10 protein-coding genes and 1 pseudogene are annotated in these 19757 nt (G+C 46.5%); 2 read left to right on the top strand and 9 right to left on the bottom strand.

The window, feature by feature from the left end; translation table 11 throughout:
- Positions 1 to 16: 16 nt before the first annotated feature.
- The gene (locus ACPYIV_RS01980) at positions 17 to 2002 is read right to left on the bottom strand and encodes a glucosamine-6-phosphate deaminase (protein ID WP_293734757.1); all 1986 of its coding nucleotides are present in this window, start codon (positions 2000 to 2002) and stop codon (positions 17 to 19) included.
- Between the two features lie 169 nt (positions 2003 to 2171).
- Between ACPYIV_RS01980 and ACPYIV_RS01975 the strand changes: the two genes are divergently transcribed.
- Positions 2172 to 2420 (top strand): hypothetical protein, encoded by a 249-nt coding sequence (locus tag ACPYIV_RS01975; protein ID WP_301847632.1) that lies wholly within the window; start codon positions 2172 to 2174, stop codon positions 2418 to 2420.
- A 324-nt stretch (positions 2421 to 2744) separates the two neighbouring features.
- Here the strand turns inward: ACPYIV_RS01975 and nagA (ACPYIV_RS01970) are convergent, their stop codons facing one another.
- The 6 genes from nagA (ACPYIV_RS01970) to ACPYIV_RS01945 form a co-directional block, all read right to left on the bottom strand.
- On the bottom strand, positions 2745 to 3905 hold the full coding sequence (nagA, locus tag ACPYIV_RS01970; RefSeq protein ID WP_293734456.1) for an N-acetylglucosamine-6-phosphate deacetylase: 1161 nt from the start codon (positions 3903 to 3905) through the stop codon (positions 2745 to 2747).
- 3 nt (positions 3906 to 3908) lie between these two features.
- Positions 3909 to 5075: an N-acetylglucosamine-6-phosphate deacetylase gene (gene nagA / locus ACPYIV_RS01965; protein ID WP_425885272.1), complete on the bottom strand. Its 1167-nt coding sequence runs from the start codon at positions 5073 to 5075 to the stop codon at positions 3909 to 3911.
- Positions 5076 to 5252: 177 nt separating this feature from the next.
- Positions 5253 to 7202 carry an ABC-F family ATP-binding cassette domain-containing protein gene (locus ACPYIV_RS01960; protein WP_425885270.1) on the bottom strand — a complete coding sequence of 650 codons (1950 nt, stop codon included), beginning with the start codon at positions 7200 to 7202 and terminating at the stop codon, positions 5253 to 5255.
- A gap of 77 nt (positions 7203 to 7279) precedes the next feature.
- Entirely contained in the window at positions 7280 to 8665 is a 1386-nt protein-coding gene (locus tag ACPYIV_RS01955) for a sulfatase family protein (RefSeq protein ID WP_425885268.1), read from the bottom strand.
- 23 nt (positions 8666 to 8688) lie between these two features.
- Positions 8689 to 9729 carry a hypothetical protein gene (locus tag ACPYIV_RS01950; RefSeq protein ID WP_425885266.1) on the bottom strand — a complete coding sequence of 347 codons (1041 nt, stop codon included), beginning with the start codon at positions 9727 to 9729 and terminating at the stop codon, positions 8689 to 8691.
- Between the two features lie 36 nt (positions 9730 to 9765).
- Entirely contained in the window at positions 9766 to 12681 is a 2916-nt protein-coding gene (locus tag ACPYIV_RS01945) for a glycoside hydrolase family 2 TIM barrel-domain containing protein (RefSeq protein WP_425885264.1), read from the bottom strand.
- A 240-nt stretch (positions 12682 to 12921) separates the two neighbouring features.
- On the opposite strand from ACPYIV_RS01945, the pseudogene ACPYIV_RS01940 reads away from it, so the two are divergent.
- Positions 12922 to 14275: pseudogene (locus ACPYIV_RS01940) on the top strand (transposase).
- Positions 14276 to 14457: 182 nt separating this feature from the next.
- Here the strand turns inward: ACPYIV_RS01940 and ACPYIV_RS01935 are convergent.
- Positions 14458 to 16071 carry a RagB/SusD family nutrient uptake outer membrane protein gene (locus ACPYIV_RS01935; protein WP_293734450.1) on the bottom strand — a complete coding sequence of 538 codons (1614 nt, stop codon included), beginning with the start codon at positions 16069 to 16071 and terminating at the stop codon, positions 14458 to 14460.
- 39 nt (positions 16072 to 16110) lie between these two features.
- The gene (locus tag ACPYIV_RS01930) at positions 16111 to 19227 is read right to left on the bottom strand and encodes a SusC/RagA family TonB-linked outer membrane protein (protein WP_425885261.1); all 3117 of its coding nucleotides are present in this window, start codon (positions 19225 to 19227) and stop codon (positions 16111 to 16113) included.
- Between the last annotated feature and the right edge of the window lie 530 nt (positions 19228 to 19757).

The following is a 19757-nucleotide window of genomic DNA, read 5'->3' as shown; positions in this document are numbered from 1 at the left end:
TTACAATCCGATTCGCTTATCGAACCGGGACATATTGTACGAATGCTTCCATCGCTTCATAAGAGGCAAGGCCCAACTGGTGATAGAGTTCGGCAGTAGCCCGGTTACGATCTTCGGCACGTTGCCAGAACAAGCGTTCGTCGTCGCCGAGGAACGGTGCGCTTTCAGCCTGAGACTGGTGTTTCAGGATTGCATTTCTCTTGTGGCGCAACTCTTCAGGAGAGATAGGAACGGCCATTTCCACATGATCCATTTCCCATTCGGCCCAAGCCCCGCGATACATCCAGATACGGCAATTCTTCAGCCATTCTTCATCCTTCAGTTCGTCGAGAGCAGCCAGCACGGCATTCAGACATACACGGTGGGTTCCATGCGGGTCGGCAAGGTCACCGGCTACAAACATCTCATCGGGCTTCACATCCATCAACAACTTTTTCACGATGGCGATATCAGCCTCGCTCAGGTCGTTCTTTTTCACCAAACCGGTTTCATAGAAAGGCAGGTCGAGGAAATGGATATGATCGTCATTCTTGATTCCGCTATATCGGGCGCCGGCACGGGCTTCTTCCCGGCGGATCGTGCCTTTCATAAAGAGGACGTCTCGCTTTTCAGCTTCACCTTCCACCTTTTCGTACCGGAGGAAATGAATGATTTCTTCGGCTTTCTTCTTAACCGCTTCGTCTTTTGTATATTTATCGCAAACGTCGCGCAGATATTCGCAATAACGGATCACTTCTTCATCCCCTACGGCAATATTACCGGAAGTCTCGTAAGCGACATGCACATCGTGATGCTGTTCGCACAGGCGATGGAACGTACCGCCCATCGAGATCACATCGTCATCCGGGTGCGGACTGAAGATAATCACTTTCTTCGGATACGGAGTAGCGCGTTCGGGACGGTTTGAATCGTCGGCGTTCGGCTTTCCACCCGGCCATCCGGTGATGGTGTGCTGGATATCGTTGAATACTCTGATATTCACATTATAGGCCGATCCGTACAAGGCAAGCAATTCGCCCAGGCCGTTTTCGCTATAATCCTTGTTAGTCAGTTTCAGGATCGGTTTGCCAGTCATCTGGCACAACCAAACGATTGCACGGCGGATCAGCTTGTTATCCCATTCACAATTGGTAACCAACCAGGGATGGCTAATGCGTGTCAGATCGTAAGCGGCAGACAAATCGACAACGACTTTCGCATTCGTATGGTTCTGCAAATAAGAAGAAGGAACAGCATCGCTCACTTTGCCTTCCACCGTTTTAGCGATAATCTTCGCTTTATCTTCGCCCCATGCCATCAGGATCACATTACGTGCCTTCATCATGGTAGCGATACCCATCGTGATTACTCCTGCCGGTACATTGTCCAGTGACGGGAATGTACGGGAAGCCTCTTTGCGGGCTGCCCCTTCCAACAGGACCAGACGGGTGCGTGAGCTCAAAGTAGCCCCTACGCCGTTGAACATAATGTTGCTCGCATGTCCGACACCCAACAGGATATAATCCAAACCACCCACCTTCTGGATGTTTTCTTCGTACATCCGGCAGAAGTCGATGATGGCATCTTTCGGCATACATCCGTCGGGAGCATAAATATTTTCGGGAGCAATATCGATATGATCCAACAAAGCCTCTTTCAATTGTGCCACATTGCCGGCTGAAGGAGACGCAAGGGGATAAAATTCATATTCTACAAAAACAATCACGTTGCGGAAGCTCAATTGTTCTTCCTTATGCATACGGATCAACTCCTTATATACGCTCAACGGAGAACGGCCTCCGGGAATCGCCATCACAAAATTTTCGCCGATTTCCTGCTTCTTACGAATCTGATCCGCTATCTCCTTAGCGATAGCAAACGAGCCTTCATCGGCCGATTTGTAGATGTTTGTCGGGATCTTTTCCAGACGGGTTAAAACTGAATGCTCAAAAGCATTTTCCGGGCGATAATACCGTTGCGGTATTCGCGTCAGGGTAATCTGCGAACTAAGGTCTGTTTTCATGTTTAATTCTTGATTTAGTATATTATCGTAACTTGAATCACAAATATAACAATTAATAAACGATTATCGCTTTACAGATCATTTAAAAAATCAATACAATTATAGGAAATATAGATAATACGGATTGGGACAGGTTTGGATCATAAGCGATGATTTACCGATATAAAACATGGATGCCAGGCTTATAAAAATGAAACAGGAAGCTTGTATCGTTCCAAAAGGAAACGTGCCGATATACATTTATGAGGAGGTTATTTCATCAACATCAGGTACTTTTTTGCAGAAAACAAGCAGGAAAAGAGCGGAAAACAAGCAGAAATGTTCAGAAACACCCCCATCTTCGGGCTTTCTACACCCGGATGTTGCAGTTCTCTACATCCGGATGTCCGGGACGGCTACACCCGGATGTAGAGAATAATTTTATACTAATACATTGCAAATAAGATACTTACCATACAACAAAAGATTATATCTATCCCCAAAACATAGATAGCGTGTGATAGATGTGTGACACAGGTGTGATACATGAATCCGGTATCTATCACACCTTGCACATCATGTTTATCAATACTTACAAAGAAAAGTGTGATAGAGTGATAGAGGATTCCGGAAAAACCACATAGATATTCTTCATACCGTCTGCTGAAGCAGACGGCAAAAGAATAGAGACAAGGGGACATCTATAAGTCATCATTTTCTTCTATCGGCATATCGGCACATTATCCAATTGGCTCATTATTTCTTAAAACAACGTATTGGCAGCCGGAACCAAATTACCCATCGACCAAACGGCACGGACAGCCAGGTTGCGGTCCATGATAATGATATCGGCGTCTTTACCGCGTTGCAACGTACCCGTACGATCGGATACTCCCATCAGGCGCGCCGGAGTTTCGGAAGCCATGCGGACGGCATCGGCCAAAGGGATATTGGCTTTCTGAACCATGGTACGAACCAGTACATCCATCGTTGCGATACTTCCGGCAAGCGAAGAATGGTCGGCCAGCTTGCAAACGCCGTCTTCAATAATTATACGCGAATCTCCCGCCGGTTTCACATCGCTCGCGGCATAAGACAACGCATCGGTCACCAGGCACGTACGTTCCACACCTTTCAGCTTATACACTAAGCGAAGAATCGTAGAAGGCAAATGTTTGCCATCAGCAATCACTTCAACCGTCATATCGTCCATCAAGAATACGCTTTCCACCGTTCCTTCGTATTTATATTCACGGCGCTTGTGGAAGCCGGGCATTGCATTGTAGAACTGTGCCGCATGGGTAAAGCCGGCGGCATAAGCCTCCTTGATATCCCCAAATTCGGCTTCCGTATGCGTAATGGCCGCCAAAATACCTTTTGACCTGAGATAACGGGCGAAATCATGCGCACCCGGCAACTCCGGACTGGAATCCCAACGCTTAATGCAATTCGTGCTTTCCAGGATAGACATATATTCGTCCTTGTCCGGATCTTTCACTTCGTACAAACTACCAGCCATCTTGGCATTCAGATACGGTCCTTCGACATGAAGCCCCAACACAGGACCGTCCTTTTCCGCCATCAGTTTCTCACAGATGGAGACCGCTTTGCAGATCGAATCTTTAGAAGAAGAAGACAAAGTGGGGAAAAGAGTCGTCGCACCGTGTTTCATGTGGGCGGCAATCGCACTTTGGAAAGCCTCTTCCGTGCATTCCTTAAAGTCGTGACCACCACCACCATGCACGTTCATGGCTACGAAACCGGGAACGATATACATTCCCTTGGCGTCTACCACCTTAGCACCGATAACAGCCAGGTCGCTATTCGTCACTTCCAAAATCTTCCCGTCGCTAATCAATACGGAGCCATCCTTCAACCACCCCTGCGGGGTAAGGATCTGGCCATTTATTATTTGTGTCAGCATAAATCAAAACAGTTTATTCGTTCCTTCCACCAATTTACCCATCGCCCAAACAGCACGGACGTTCAAGTCCTTATCCAGTATCTGGATGTCGGCATCCTTACCTCGTTGCAAAGAACCTTTACGGTCGTAAACGCCCATCAAGCGGGCAGGCGTTTCGGAAGCCATGCGTATGGCATCTTCCAACGGTATTTCAGCTTTCTGAACCATCGTACGGATCAGGCGGTCCATCGTCGCAACACTACCGGCGAGCGCAGAACGGTCAGCCAGCTTGCAAACCCCGTCTTCGATGATCACACGCGGGTCGAACGCCGTTTGGCTATCGCTTGCGGCACAGGCCAGTGCATCGGTGATCAGGCACGTGCGTTCCACGCCTTTGATCTTATAAACTAAGCGAAGAATCGTAGGAGGCACATGGATACCGTCAGCAACCACCTCGACCGTCATATCGTCGATCAGGTAGATGCTTTCCACCGTGCCTTCATATTTATACTCGCGACGCTTGTGGAAACCGGGCATTGCGTTGTAGAAATGTGTCGCATGTGTGTATCCGGCTTCGTAGGCGGTCTGAATATCATCATACTCGGCTTGCGTATGGCCGACAGCCGCCAGCACGCCTTTCGATGTGATGTATTTACCGAATTGCATGGCGCCAGGCAGCTCGGGAGCCGCGTCCCAACGCTTGATGCAATGCGTTTCTTCCAGCAAGGGGATATATTCTTCCGGGTCAGGATTCTTGATATTTTCAGGTAATTGTCCGCCGGCCATCTTCATATTGAAGTAATGCCCTTCCAAATGAAGCCCGAGGACAGGACTGTCTTTTTCGGCCATCAACTTTTCAGTGGTAGCAGCCGCCTCCCGGATCATCGGGATGGTTGAAGAAGACAATGTGGGGAAAATACTGGTCGTGCCATGTTGCATATGAGCGGCCACGGCTACCCGGAACGCTTCTTCGGTTCCTTCCATAAAGTCACGGCCTCCACCGCCGTGGACATGGATTTCTACTCCGCCAGGCACGATGTACATGCCTTTAGCGTCTATCAAAGTGGCTCCTACCACTGCCAGATCGCAGTTCGTCACTTCTAGAATCTTGTTATCGCTTATCAGAACAGAACCGTCTTTCAACCAGCCCTGTGGGGTAAGGATCTTGCCATTTATAATCTGAGTTAACATAGCGCAAGAATTAAGTTTGTGTTTTTTAGTTTTAAGTAGGCAAAGGTAGGAAGAATTTCCCATAATACGTCGGCAACAAACACAAATTTCCTCTGCATCGGATTTCAAACGGATAGGCATCGGATACGAGACCAATAGGCAGGGAATTTCCATCGCCTGCCTATGTCTGCAAAATCGTCAACCGTTCGCCTCTGCATTCAGTTCTTCCAGCTCCATCGTCTGTTCCGCCCAAAGATCCATCGTGCCGGAAAGGTTCTTCTTCAATTCTGAATACTCGGTGTATAAGGAAGCATCCGCCGCCCCTTCCGGAGTGGCCAGCTTGGCCTCGATAGCAGCAATGGAGTTTTCGAGCTCCGTGATTTTCTTTTCGGATTCGGCTATCGCTTTTTCAATTTTCTTGATTGCCTTGCTCTGTTCCTTGCGGGCTTCGTATGAAAGCTTGTTTTGGGTCGGTTCCGAAACGGTTCCTTCCATCGAGGCAGCGACTTGTGTGGAACGTTCCAATTCGCGCAAGCTATCCATCTTTTTATGCTCCAGGAAATCATAAATTCCCCCCAAATGCTCGATCACCCGTTTATTCCCGAATTCGTAGACCTTATCCACCAGCCCATCCAGAAATTCACGGTCATGCGAGACAACGATAACCGTACCGTCGAACTCTTTCAATGCATCTTTCAGCACATCCTTCGAACGCATATCCAAATGGTTGGTCGGCTCATCGAGGATCAACAGGTTCACGGGTTCCAGCAGCAGGCGGATCATAGCCAGACGGGTCTTCTCACCCCCGGAAAGCACCTTCACTTTCTTATCCGAAGCCTCTCCCCCGAACATGAAAGCACCTAAGATGTCCCGTATCTTCAGGCGGATATCACCTTGGGCAACATAGTCGATCGTGTCGAAAACGGTCATATTCTCATCCAGCAATTGCGCCTGGTTTTGTGCAAAGTAGCCGATCTTCACATTGTGCCCTAACTGGAGCTTTCCGGTGAAGTCGGTGATCTCGCCCATTATACATTTGACCAATGTGGACTTGCCTTCGCCGTTCTTTCCGACAAAAGCGACTTTGTCCCCGCGATTGATGGTAAAGGTGGCATGCTCGAAGATCAGATGGTCGCCATAACGCTTGGCTACCTCTTCCGCAATCACCGGATAAGAACCGGAACGGGGTGCAGGTGGAAACTTCAAGCTCAGCATGGCGGTATCCACATCATCCACCTCGATACGTTCTACCTTTTCCAATTGTTTGATACGAGACTGCACCTGCACGGATTTGGTAGCCTTATACCGGAAACGTTCGATGAAAGCCTCCGTATCGGCCAATTTCTTCTGTTGGTTTTCAAAAGCACGAAGCTGTTGTTCTCGACGCTCTTTGCGCAATTCTACATATTCGGAATATTTTACTTTATAGTCATATATGCTTCCGAGTTCGATCTCGATCGTACGAAAAGTGGTATTATCGATAAACGCCCGGTCATGGGAAACCAGGATAACCGCATTGGCACGTGTCGCAATGAAGTTTTCAAGCCACTGGATGGACTCGATATCCAAATGGTTGGTCGGTTCGTCGAGCAACAGGACATCCGGCTTACGGAGCAGAAGTTTGGCAAGCTCGATACGCATACGCCATCCCCCGCTGAACTCGGAGGTGGGGCGGTCAAAATCTTCACGGCTGAACCCCAACCCGATCAACGTCCGTTCCAGCTCGGCATGGTAGTTGTTTCCGCCCATCATCTGGAAATGTTCCGTCAGATGCGTGACACGGTCTATGAGGTTCTGATACGATTCCGTCTCATAATCGGTTCGTTCGGCCAGTTGGAGGCTCAGGCGCTCTATCTCTTTTTCCATCTCATGGATATGTTCAAAAGCGTGTTCAGCCTCTTCGCGCACCGTCTGTGTATCCGCCAGCTTCATTTGCTGGGGAAGATAACCGATGGTCGTCTCCTTCGGCACACTGACCGTACCGGATGTAGGCGATTGCAATCCGGCAAATATTTTCAGCATCGTCGATTTGCCCGCACCGTTTTTTCCCACCAATGCGATACGATCCTTCTTATTTACCACAAACGAAACATCATCAAAAAGCGTAAACCCGCCAAACTCAACTGTTAGTCCTTCAACCGAAATCATATTTTTTCTCTTTTATGGGTGCAAAGATACAATTTATCCATAAAAAAAGCCTCGACTTTATGTCGAGGCTTTTTCTTTCAAAGATCCTGCGCCGTCCGTATCTCGTTTTTCATTAAACGTTCATGCAGGCCGTTTGTGATTTCGGCCCAGCCTTCTTCTATCCAAAGAGGGTCTTTACAACAGGTCTGCTCCCATTCGCTCAATTGCTCCATGAGTTCCTGTGCTTTTTCCGGTTCGGAAGATAAAAGGTCGTGCATCTCTTCCACATCCTGATCCATATTATACAGGACTGAATCGACACCACGAGTAATGATCAGCTTGTATGAACCGGAACGGATGGCACGGGTATCCATCTTACGCCAAAATAAGGCATCATGCGGATTACCCGCTTTTTTCCCGGAAAGATACGGCAATAAGGAGACACCGTCGACCGGCTTGTGCAACCCTTCTTCCGGAATACCCAATGCATCTACCACCGTGGCAAAAATGTCCAGGGAAGAAGTCAGTCCGGTGAAACGCTGGTCGCATTTGAAGCGATCGCCCCAAACGACAAAGAACGGAACCCGTTGTCCGCCTTCGAACTTATTTCCTTTGAAACCTTTGAGCGGAAGGTTTGACGATTGGTTTGTAGTCGATCCGCCATTGTCGCTCAAAAAGAAGATAATCGTATTATCGAACTTGCCAGCCGCTTTCAATTCGTCCACGATCTTGCCGACACCACGGTCCAACGCATACATCATAGCTGCATATTTCTGGCGGGGTTGCCCTTCAAAACGCGCCAAGTCTTCCGCCGTCGCTTCATTAGGAGAATGGGGAGCGGTAAAGGACATATAAAGCATAAACGGTTGGTTGCTTTCCATAATGAACTGCTGCGCCTTGGAAGCCAGTTCGTCGGTAAAATAACCGTTAAAAGACAACTTCTGCCCGTTATACTGATATTGTTGCAGGTTCCCGTCTTTATCGCTGGTTTCCGGATTATAGAAATAAGAACGGTGCCCGGCCAAAAGCCCGTAGAACGTATCGAAGCCTTTCGCATTGGGCCGTTGGGATGGTTCAGATCCCAAATGCCACTTACCGATGCAGGCCGTACGATAGTCATGCCGCTTCAATAGAGCCGGAAGCAGTTCTTCATCGTCAGGAATACCGTCGCCTTGCTTATCCAGGTTACATTCATATCCGTAGCGTTGTCCGTATCGGCCCGTCAGCATCATCGAGCGGGAAGGACTGCTCACCGTCGCCGCCACATGAGCATCCGTAAAGATACAACCTTCGGCAGACAGACGGTCGATATTCGGAGTCTGGATATCCGGCGATCCCATAAACCCGAAATCCGCATATCCGGCATCGTCCGCGAGCAGGATCAGGATATTCGGTTTCTGCACCTCTTCTTTCTGACCGGACGAACAGGAAGCCAATCCGGTGATTGTCCCCAACGAGATAACTAATAAATGATCTATTTTCATCTTTAACCCTCCTTATCCGGCCATTATTTTTTCTTTCTCTCGATGGGTGACGAAACTTTCTTTGCATACTTATCCCGGTCACACACGATCTTCCCATCCACATATTCCAACTCGGCTATCTGGATAGAAGCACGATGATAATTCCAGGTGTTCTCTTCCACTTCGATACCGTCCATTTTGTACGTTCGTCCCGGATGAGTAAAATAGAAGATAAAGGCACGGTCGCCGATCACAACGACATCGCAATGCCTTCCCTGGTCGAAATCATCCGGACGGAGGCCCGGCTTATTCAGGATTGTCGAGTTATAGGTCCAGTTAGCCGCATCGTCCGATTCGTAGCAATGCAAGCCTACATATCCTAAGTTGCATTCATCGATGATGTTCCAATATTTATTCTTCCAATAAAAGACAATCGGCCCTTCGTGCGGGACATCGTCAATCTCACATTTACCGGTTACCTTCCAGGTCGTCAGATCCTTACTCACACCCGTATTCGTTTTGGAGTCGGGCGTCTTGTACCACATCTTCCAACTTCCGTCCGGCATCTGGAACGCCGAAGCATCGATACAACCATGTGTACCCTCTATTTCCTCCACCAAATCCCAATTCATCAGATCCTTGCTTTTGTAAAAGACAAGCCGGGCATCGCCTCCCCAGAAAGGATGGATGCCGGGGATAAAGGTAACGATCATATAATAAGTGTCCTTATGCCTGAACACATCAGGAGCCCAGAAAGTGCTCTGCCCCTGCATCGGTTCCGGCAGGTTCGCCGTCCCGACATAATACCAGCTTTTACCATTGTTTTTAGTAGCAGCGATCCCGACCTTACTTCCGTACACACATGCCACCTCTTGCAAGTTAGGGACATTGGCACGGCGTTGGGTGTAGAACATCCACCATTCCTGCCGTTCCGCATTCCATTCGAGCGTCGGATCGGTAGGGCCGTCATAGATCGGACAACGGAACAAAGGGGCCGGCGCATGCTCGATGTCGAACGGCTTGTCTTGTGCAAAAAGGTTTGTCCCGCAAAACAGGACTACTAACATAAATACTATTCTTTTCATGCTATTCTGATTAGATGTATTATACTTTAATATATATTAATAGAGCGAGAATTCCCCCAGGCCGGCACGTCCTTCGGAAACATTTTCGATCGTCAGGCGGACATATTTCACTTCACGGTCGACCGTCATCGGTTTAAATTCCCAACCCGTACATTCGCGTTCATATAGGAGTTCCCAACGCTCACCATCCTGCGATGTTTCCACCTTATGTTTATAGGAAGAACTGTCTTTCTGGAAAAGGATGCGGCTGGCAGCCACGTATGTCGGACGGTCCAATACCAATGTTATCACCTGTGGCAAGCGGTCTTCCCCGGCGATCCACCAGGTATGGTCATCGTTGTCGATTATATGTGAAGCCGGATATCCGTTCTGGCTGCTTCCTACCTGGACCGAGGCGATTTTCAGACGAGGTTTCTCCAAAATGCGCTTCTGCCAGGAAGAAGGTTTCACCACGGCATTATCTTCTTCCTTTCCGGTAAACCGGCTATGTTTTCCATCCGGCAGATAAGTTCCTTCAAACGGTTTCGTGCTGATTTCGGCTTCACCGGCGGACAAGCCTTCCGCTATCGCTTTAACCGTAATCTTACCGGCTTTCCGGGTCGTACGAACAAATGCGAAACCAACGCCTCCTTCCACTTTTTGGGGATTGATGCCGACGCGGCTGATCGTGTCCCCGACCAACACTCCTTCGCCGGATACCTGAATCCGGATTTCCTGACCGGAGTTGTTAATCAAAGATCCATTCTTGTCACATACCTTAAAGTAAACAGGGATCATATCCGAACCGTCGGCAACTGGAACAATGCCATCCGTCTTGATATCCACAACCAGATGATCGGCTTCTTCGGGGGTACTCACGCTATGCGTTGCCACCACTTCCCCGCCAACCAGCGCTTCCGCCTTTAACGTCCCGGCCTCATACCCTCCGGCATTAAAAATGAACACAGGGCTGCCTCCCTTTTCAACGACTGAACGATACAGAGGTGTCCGTTCTGCCCGTGTCTGCGTTCCGACCAACTTGTCATTGCGGTACAACCGGACTTCGTCGCAATTGGAGAAAACCGTTATGTCCGTTGTAGACGATGTGAAATCTCCGGAAGCATTATAAGATGCGATATGAACCATAGGCCCTTTATAAAGCCCCGGCTCCGAGATCGATTTGTCCCGCATACTTTGTAACATAAAGTAGCTGAATTTCGGATATCGGTTGATATCCACTACCCCGCTATACATCGTTTCATCCTGGCTACCCCGTGCATAATCATTGTAGCTCCAAACGAAATGGCCACCCATATGCGGATTGGCATCCAGCATGCACCAATCGAAATAACCTTTGCCGTTCAACTGATCGATACGGCTACGGCATTGGCGCATCTGTTCTTCTTCATTTTCTTTCAAGCTGACACGCGGCTTTTCACCGACCCCATCACCCCATTCACGGGTAAACAAAGGCTTGACCGCTATAAAATCTTCCGGATAATTACTCATCACATCCCCGTCTTTCGGGAATTTGGACACTTGCTTATAAAAGACATCATAATAAGGCTCCATCTCCGCATGCCCGAAATAATCGCCTGCCGTGTACATCTGGTCGCCCGGATATTCGGCATGAGACAGTTCAAAAATCTCTTTTGCCAAAGAGACCGGATAACGGGATTCGTTCAAAGCCGTTTCCCAAAGAACGACAGAAGGATGATTCCGGTCACGACGGATCATCTGGCGCCCGATTTCATACAAACGTTTAATAAAGGTGGAATCCGGATTATAGAACTGCCAGCCCGGAATGCACTCCACGACCAGCAACCCGTACCGATCGCACGCTTCCAAGAAAGCCGGATCGCTGGGATAATGGGCGGCGCGAACCGCATTGTAACCGCCCCGCTTCAGGTCGATCACATCCCGTACCTGCATCGAGTTGGAAGCCGCATCCCCGACATTGGCAAAAGCCTGATGGCGGTTGGCTCCGCGCATATATAGTTTTTCTCCGTTGATAAAGAATCCTTCCTCTGCCGTATACCGGATCGTACGAATACCGATCTTCCGAGTTGTCTCGTCGAGGATTTTATCTTCCGACAATAATTGTGTATGCAAGGTATAGAGATTAGGCGTATATGGATGCCATAACGCCGGTCGATTGACAATAAGGTCCTGCTCCACCGTCCCGTCCGATTGCTTTTGCAAGGTGACCAGCGTTTCCACCTCCGCCACGACACGGCCAGCCGAGTCTACCAGTTGCGAGAAGACGGAAAGCGCTTTATCTTTGTCCGTCAGATTCCGAATATGTGTGGCAATATGCGTTCTCGCCTTATCTTTTGTCACTTCGGGGAAAGTCACGAACTGACCACCACCGGCGACTTTGTTTTCTTGTAAAGGGTCTGTTATATAAATCTTATCGGTAATCTCCATCCGGACGTCCCGATAAATTCCACTATAATAGTAAAAGTCCATTTTATCTTGCGGCTTTCCCGGAGGTGTCAGCGGATCCGGTTCGGCGGACACGCGGACAGCCAGCACATTCGTTCCGTTCCAATCGATACGATCCGTAAGGTCTGCTACGAATCCCATATAACCGCCATGGTGTTCCGTCACTTTTTGACCGTTCAGATAAACATCACAATTCGTCATCACTCCTTCAAAGGAGACGACGACCCGTTTATCCTTATATTTTGCAGGTAGTTTGAAATAACGGCGATACCAACCGACCCCATCATAAATGGAGTTTCCGCCGCAATGTTTCGTTTCCAGTTGCATGATATGAGGTAAGGCGACAGGCATCCATCCGGAATCATCCAGATCCGCCTGGCTCCCCTCCGCCACTTCTCCCCGGTAAAAAGCCCAGTCGGTATTCATATCCAGGACTTCCCGGCCGGAAGAAGAGGGCATATTGCAACTATATCCTAACGCGACATAAAGGAATAATAAGAGAAAAGAGAAAATTCGATAATGCTTCATGCTATTTTAGTGTTTTTCTGTACAAAGGAAAGGGATATATTGCTTTTTTACAACATATCCCTTCCCATAAAGAATATAATATACTAATATTTAATTAGGGATATTCAGTAAATCCTATAAAATTAGCCAACTAATTCATACTAAAAGTATTGCGAATTAGTTGGCTTTTTTGTATCTTTAGGTATTCCCCCGTAAAATACGGTTTGACGGCCAAAACGGGGGAAATATCCACACTAAGATATGGCGAAGATACAAAATATTTCAGAAATTCACCCTACTTTAGGGTTTACAGAATTCGATATTCTGGAAAAATATCGTAAGAGTTTTCATGCGAGTGAACTTGGCAGTCTTCATTCCGTGTTTCCGTTCGAGAGCATAGCCAAAGAGATAGGCCTTTCACAATCCCGCTTGGGTCGCAGGAACAGTTTCAGTCCTTCCGCGAAGATAGCCCTTATGGTACTGAAGGCTTACACCGGATTCTCTGACAGGTTATTGGTAGAACATCTTAACGGAAACATACACTATCAGTTGTGGTATCATGATAGACCCGTCCTGCCCTATAACGAACTACAAGATAATCAGTGCTGTCCGTAATGAGATAGCATCCCGTCTTGACATCGACTCCCTTCAGAAAATCCTTGCCTCACACTGGAAGCCTTATCTTGAGAACCTTCACGTATGCATGACCGATGCCACATGCTATGAAAGTCATATGCGTTTCCCTACGGACATGAAGCTCCTTTGGGAAAGCATCGAATGGCTCTACCGGCATATCCGCATACATTGCGGGCAACTCGGCATAAGGCGTCCCCGTAACAAATATGCGGATGTTGCGGTATCCTATCTATCCTATTGCAAGAAAAGAAAGAGGAAGGCTTCAAGGACAAGGATGCTGAGGCGTCGCATGATCAGACTCCTGGAAAAACTCATCATACAACGGGATGACATTCACAGAGAATACGCCTCTTCACTCACATATACACAGGATTATCAGAAGCGGCTTTCCATCATCAGAAAGGTCCTTGTACAGGAAAAGGAACTCTTTGAAGGCAGGAAGGTCAGTGACCGTATTGTCAGTATTGACCGTCATTACGTACGCCCTATCGTAAGGAGCAAGGAGGTAAAATCTGTAGAGTTCGGCGCAAAGGTTAATAACATACAGATAGACGGGATCTCGTTCATCGAGCACGTCTCTTTCAAGGCATTCAATGAGGGCATACGCTTGAAGGATTGTATCCGTATGCATCAGAAGTTGATGAATGTAAGGGTCAGGTGTGTGGCCGCCGATTCCATATACGCCAATAATGCCAACAGGAAGTTCTGTACAAAATATGGGATATCAACCTCCTTTGTACGCAAGGGAAAGGCCGCGAAGGATGAGCGGGTGAGGAAGGTTCTCAGGAGTGAACTCTCAAGGGAAAGAGCCACCAGGCTTGAAGGCAGTTTCGGTACGCAAAAACAGCATTACTCGCTATCGAAAGTCAAAGCACGGAACAGGAAAACAGAAATCCTGTGGATTTTCTTTGGAATACATACGGCAAACGCCATATTGATGGTTGATAAAATCAAAAACAGACAGAAGAGAGCTGCATAGCATAAGTATAAAGAATCTATTAGAAGAAGTCCCAGGCTTCTTCCGGAACATCGTGCCCGAAAGGAGAAGATTTTAGGTCAGAGAGAAAAAATTGATAATAAAAATGGCATATGAGATGATATGAACAATGCATCTTCATATGCCATTTTATGTTTTTAAAGACATTTACTGAATGTCCCTAATTAATAGCCTTCATTCTGCTTCAATCGATCATTCTTTCGTATATAGTCCTGCTTGATCGGCAGATAACGGTGGAACGGCTTGAACACACGTTCTTCGATCAGCTCGTTACCTGTAATGACAGCACGTTTGGTCGGATCCTTTTCTTCATAATCGATTGTACCAGTGATCGCTCTCAATTCAGTGTTCATCACCGTTTCGGCCACCATCTTACCACTGGTGTCTTTCCAACGGATGATATCCTGACGACGTAGACCTTCACCAGCTAATTCCACACCACGTTCACGGCGGATCAACTCGCGCAACTTATCTTTCGAACTATACTTGTTCCGGTCTACCTTCGGCATACCGACACGTTCACGAATCTGATCCAGCATACCGTAAACTTCGGCAGACGGTCCGTTCAACTCGTTTTCCGCTTCCGCATAGCTCAACAAGACTTCCGCATAACGGAAAACGATCGGTTGGCAATTGGTAGCCCAAACATCATTGTACTGATCCATCGGAGCTAAATATTTCGCCCATGTCAGACGGGTCTTAGAACAGTTGTTGGAACCATCATTGTTCGGATTTCCCGGTTTTTCAAGCGTCGGATCGATTTTATCCAATGTGTTCAAAACCTTTCCGTTCCAGTCCATTCCCGGATAAAGAACAGTCATTGCCATACGCGGGTCACGGTTGGCAAACGGATGTTTTGCATCGTAGCCACTACCAGCCTCTTCTTTTGTCAAACCGTTACTCATTTCATACGTATCAATCAGATTCTGTGTCGGCACCATAGAAGACCAACCACCATCTCCATTGTTATACATCGTTGCAATTGTCCAGTTTGAATACAGGTTTTCATCGTGCTGGACAGCCGCAATGATTTCCTTCGAATTTTGTCCAGCTATCATAAAGAGGTTTTCAAAGCTCGGATCCAATTCATACTGTCCCAAATCCATTATAGCTTTGGCAGCATCCTTTGCCAACTGAAAATCAGAATAGAACAGGGCTGTACGCATCTTCAGAGCCAACGCCGTACCCTTAGCGATATAACCGCTGGCTTTCGGTGCATCGTTCAGCATCGGGATAGCAGCATCCAGTTCATCATAAATGAACTTCTTCACTTCCTCTTCCGTATTACGTGGGACCTTAGCTTCTTCGGCTGTTTCATACGAATCGATGATAGGCACACCACCATACAACCAGTTCTTTGTGAAATATTGGTAAGCCCGGATGGTCTTGACTTGTCCAATCATATCGTTTTTCTTGTTTGCATCCGCAAACTCGACACCCTCGATATTCTTAATAAAGTCATTACAACGGCGAATCATACCGAAACTATAATAATCAGCCACATTACCGGTAGAACTCATCGTACCGGCACCGATCTCTCTCCATCCTTCATGAGCATGAAAGTTAAACCCGAAATCGGAAGCACAGTCCCAATACAAAATACCGGTTTCATCGGCCCAACCGTCATAACAACCGATCAGAAACTTTTCGGCATCTGTTTCCGTTTTCCAAGTCGTTGCCGGAGACAGAGCATCCAACGGAGCCGTATCCAAAAAATCGGAGCAGGAAGTGCCTAAAATCGTCATTCCAGACAACATATATACTAATAATCGTTTCATATTTATCTATTTCTTTTAAATCTTAATTTTTCACATTTATCAGAATGTCACATTCACACCAAAAGCATGTGTCTGTGTCAACGGGAAACTGGAACCACGTTCATCTCCGATTTCAGGATCGACGCTGACAAGCATATTATGAATCGTAAACAAATTTTCTACTGAATAGTAGAAACGAACATTCTCAATTCCGACAGACTTCAACACATTTTTCGGAAGTGTATATCCGAATTGCAGATTCTTCATACGTAAGTAGCTGGAGTTCTGCACCCAGAATGTAGAAGTTGTATAGTTGTTCGAACTTTCATCATAAGCGACACGCGGCATCGAAGCATCTTTGTTGTCCTGTGTCCAAGCATCCAACCAAACAGTTGCCGGGTGAGAATCGTCACCTGCGAAGTAACCGGTCACCTCCTTGTTGATCAAACGACTTACACCTGCTGCTCCAGTAAAGGTCATCGACAAGTCGAAATTCTTATAAGCTGCATTCAAATTCAAACCAAAAGTAAATTTCGGGTCAGTCGATCCTGCCAAAACACGATCAGAATCATCAATCTTTCCGTCATTATTTGTATCCTTGTAAATCAGGTCACCTGCTTTGAATTTTTTAGAGAATGGATATCCGTCCTTTCCAGCATATTTATCCATATACGCCTGTGCCGCTTCGTCTGATTCGAAGAAACCGTCTGCTTCATAAACCAAGTAGGTATTCAATGCTTCACCGATCCGACGGATCTTATTACCGTTGTTCGGGTCTTGCATCTCCTTAGAACTGCCAGACAATCCCAAATCCTGCAAAATATTCTTATTGTATGCGAAGTTACCGGTTGCACCAAACGACCAGTCGCCCCACTTATTATTATAGCTCAAGATCACTTCGACACCTCGGTTGGACATTTCACCCACATTGTCTTTGTATGCTCCTAAGCCAAACTCCTGCGGAACAGGTACATCCATAATGATACCGGTCGTCTTACGGTCATAGTAGTCGAACGTCACATTGATCTTGTTGTTAAGCGTCGCATCAAAACCAAGTCCCCATGTACGAGATTTTTCCCAAGAAATGGAAGCCAACTTGTAGCTATCCTGATAATAACCAGACTGCAAAGCACCACCCAATGGGTAACTTGCATCCAATGCATACGTATTCATCCAAGGATAGTAATCATTCAATGCATCCTGATTACCCAGTAATCCCCAAGAACCACGGATCTTCAAGTTGTTCAACCAGTCCTTCGTATTTTCCATAAAACCTTCTTCGCTGATACGCCATGCAGCAGAGAAAGAGGGGAAATAGCCCCAACGATTACCATCGGCAAAACGTGAAGACGCATCCGCACGGATATTACCTTCCAACAAATACTTGCCGGCATAATCATAGTTGATACGTCCGAACCATGAAATCATGGCCAATTCACGAGTAAACCCGTAACTTTTCTGGGATGCAGGGTCACCCGCATTCATATCGGTCAAATCGTTAGTCGGGAAGTTCTTACGGAATTGATGGTTAAAAGAATAATCATACTTTTCCGTATGCCAACCTGCCATCGCTTTCAAACCATGTTCACCGAATTGCTTGTCGTAGTTCAACAAAGCATCGAATGAAGCACGATGCCAACCGGTAAAACGCTCTTCCGCACGATTTTGCTCCGTTTCTTTATTCGGATTATATTTAATATACTTCTGAAAAGCAATATAATGCTGCTGATTATTGACATAAGAACCTGTCACTGTCGCAACCAACCCGTCGATAATCTTATAATCAGCAGCTAACGTACCCGAGAAGTTTTGGTTTTTACGTTTAACCGTCTGATCTACATCTAACCAAGCGAGCGGGTTTCCATCGGAAATCGTACCATAGGTACCATCTTCTGCACGACCGACAATCCACGGTGAAATACGATTCAACTGACGGATAATCTGGTCGGAACTGGCAGCATAACGAGAATCTCCATCATCTCTTATACCGGAAGCATAAGAAGAAATCGGGTCTGCATAATCATTTTTAATATAAGCCAAATTCAAACGTACTGTCAATTTAGAGTTCAACTTCAAATCTAAGTTGGTACGTGCGTTGAACTGCTGTCTGTCTGCATTCGGAAGGATACCTGTCTGTCCCAAATAACCGACAGATCCCATATACTTTGCATTTTCCGAACCACCACTCACACTAACATTGTGTGAATGTTGCACACCTGTTTGGTAAGCTTCGTCATACCAATCCGTATTCGGATGCGTATCAGGAGAAGAACCATCCTTGAATTTCTGAAGATCCGTTTCATCGAAACGGGGAGTCAAACCTTCAGCACTCATAGACTGGCTATACAACCGCGCATAGTCGTAAGAACTGATACGGTCAATCATTTCCGTCGGTCTCTGGAAACCTACATATCCATTATAAGAAATGCGCGGTTTACCTGTCTTACCACGTTTTGTCGTAATCAAGATAACACCATTGGAAGCCTTCGAACCGTAGATAGCAGCAGAAGCAGCATCTTTCAATACGGAAATACTTTCGATATCGTTCGGATCGACAGAGTTCATCGTTCCGGTTTCAATACCATCCACCAAGATATATGGGTCAGCCGTGTTCAACGTACCGACACCACGCACGCGGATCGTACCACCATCCTGTCCGGGACGGCCACCACCTGAAGTCACCTGAACACCAGGCATCGTACCTTGCAAAGCTGTAGAAACGTTCTGCACAGGACGGTTTTCCAACACTTTGCTGTCTACCATAGCTACAGCACCGGTCATATTCACCTTTTTCTGTGTACCGTAACCAACGACAACGACTTCTTCCAATTTCTGAGTGTCTTCCACCAGGTTCACAGCCAAAGTAGCTTGTCCGGTGTACTTGATTTCCTGCGTTACATAACCGATGAAAGAAATTTGGAGAACATCACCGTTATTCACTTCCAGAACAAAGTTACCGTCCATGTCGGTAACTGTACCGTTTGTCGTACCTTTTACGACTACTGATGCACCGGCTACGGGACCCAGTACATCATTAACTGTTCCTTTCAAACTTTTCTGTTGCTGAGAAATACCAACTTTGGGAGTTGCTGTCTCATTAGCTGCGAACACTGTCCCTGAGGAACATAAAGCAGCAGACAACAGCAAAAAGCTGACTGGTCTTGCAATTTTCAACATACTAATTGTTTTTTGTTTAATAATAATAGTCATTATATGAATAAGATCCAACAGAGGTGGTAAACACCTTACTTATAGACTCTATCATTCATGGTATGATTTCTAACTTATATCATAAATTTGCCATATAATAGTAACATAGTTCTTGTAGAACTACGTCCTTTGACGCGACAAATGTAATACATTTATTTATTATCATGCATGTTTTTTTAGAAAAAATTAGCATGAATACTTTTGAATGTATTTTAATGCCGCTTTTATACATCGAGACAAATATATTAAAATATTTTACTAACACAAACAATATTAATTGTTATTTTTTCTTATAGGCTCCATTTTGAGTCCTGGATCTTTTGAAAATTCGACAATATGGGGTTGATACCTAATATGCAAGAATTAGCATTTTACTCCATACATGAATTTAGATCCTCAGGCATTTTAGTCAAGTATACATCTTGAAATGTTAATTAACAATTAAGTGTATTTGAGTGTTATTTTATAATTCCGCCGAGACTTACTGCTTTTTCCCC

This window comes from Parabacteroides vesiculifaciens, assembly GCF_049860805.1.
In the GTDB taxonomy this organism is placed as follows: domain Bacteria; phylum Bacteroidota; class Bacteroidia; order Bacteroidales; family Tannerellaceae; genus Parabacteroides.
Note: the sequence above shows the minus strand (reverse complement) of the source record. Positions and strands in the feature narration are given on the sequence as shown.

Excerpts from the sequence above, each read along its gene's own strand:
- ACPYIV_RS01980 (WP_293734757.1), bottom strand. The coding sequence starts at position 2,002 with ATGAAAACAGACCTTAGTTCGCAGATTACCCTGACGCGAATACCGCAA.
- ACPYIV_RS01975 (WP_301847632.1), top strand. The coding sequence starts at position 2,172 with ATGGATGCCAGGCTTATAAAAATGAAACAGGAAGCTTGTATCGTTCCA.
- nagA (WP_293734456.1), bottom strand. The coding sequence starts at position 3,905 with ATGCTGACACAAATAATAAATGGCCAGATCCTTACCCCGCAGGGGTGG.
- nagA (WP_425885272.1), bottom strand. The coding sequence starts at position 5,075 with ATGTTAACTCAGATTATAAATGGCAAGATCCTTACCCCACAGGGCTGG.
- ACPYIV_RS01960 (WP_425885270.1), bottom strand. The coding sequence starts at position 7,202 with ATGATTTCGGTTGAAGGACTAACAGTTGAGTTTGGCGGGTTTACGCTT.
- ACPYIV_RS01955 (WP_425885268.1), bottom strand. The coding sequence starts at position 8,665 with ATGAAAATAGATCATTTATTAGTTATCTCGTTGGGGACAATCACCGGA.
- ACPYIV_RS01950 (WP_425885266.1), bottom strand. The coding sequence starts at position 9,729 with ATGAAAAGAATAGTATTTATGTTAGTAGTCCTGTTTTGCGGGACAAAC.
- ACPYIV_RS01945 (WP_425885264.1), bottom strand. The coding sequence starts at position 12,681 with ATGAAGCATTATCGAATTTTCTCTTTTCTCTTATTATTCCTTTATGTC.
- ACPYIV_RS01935 (WP_293734450.1), bottom strand. The coding sequence starts at position 16,071 with ATGAAACGATTATTAGTATATATGTTGTCTGGAATGACGATTTTAGGC.
- ACPYIV_RS01930 (WP_425885261.1), bottom strand. The coding sequence starts at position 19,227 with ATGTTGAAAATTGCAAGACCAGTCAGCTTTTTGCTGTTGTCTGCTGCT.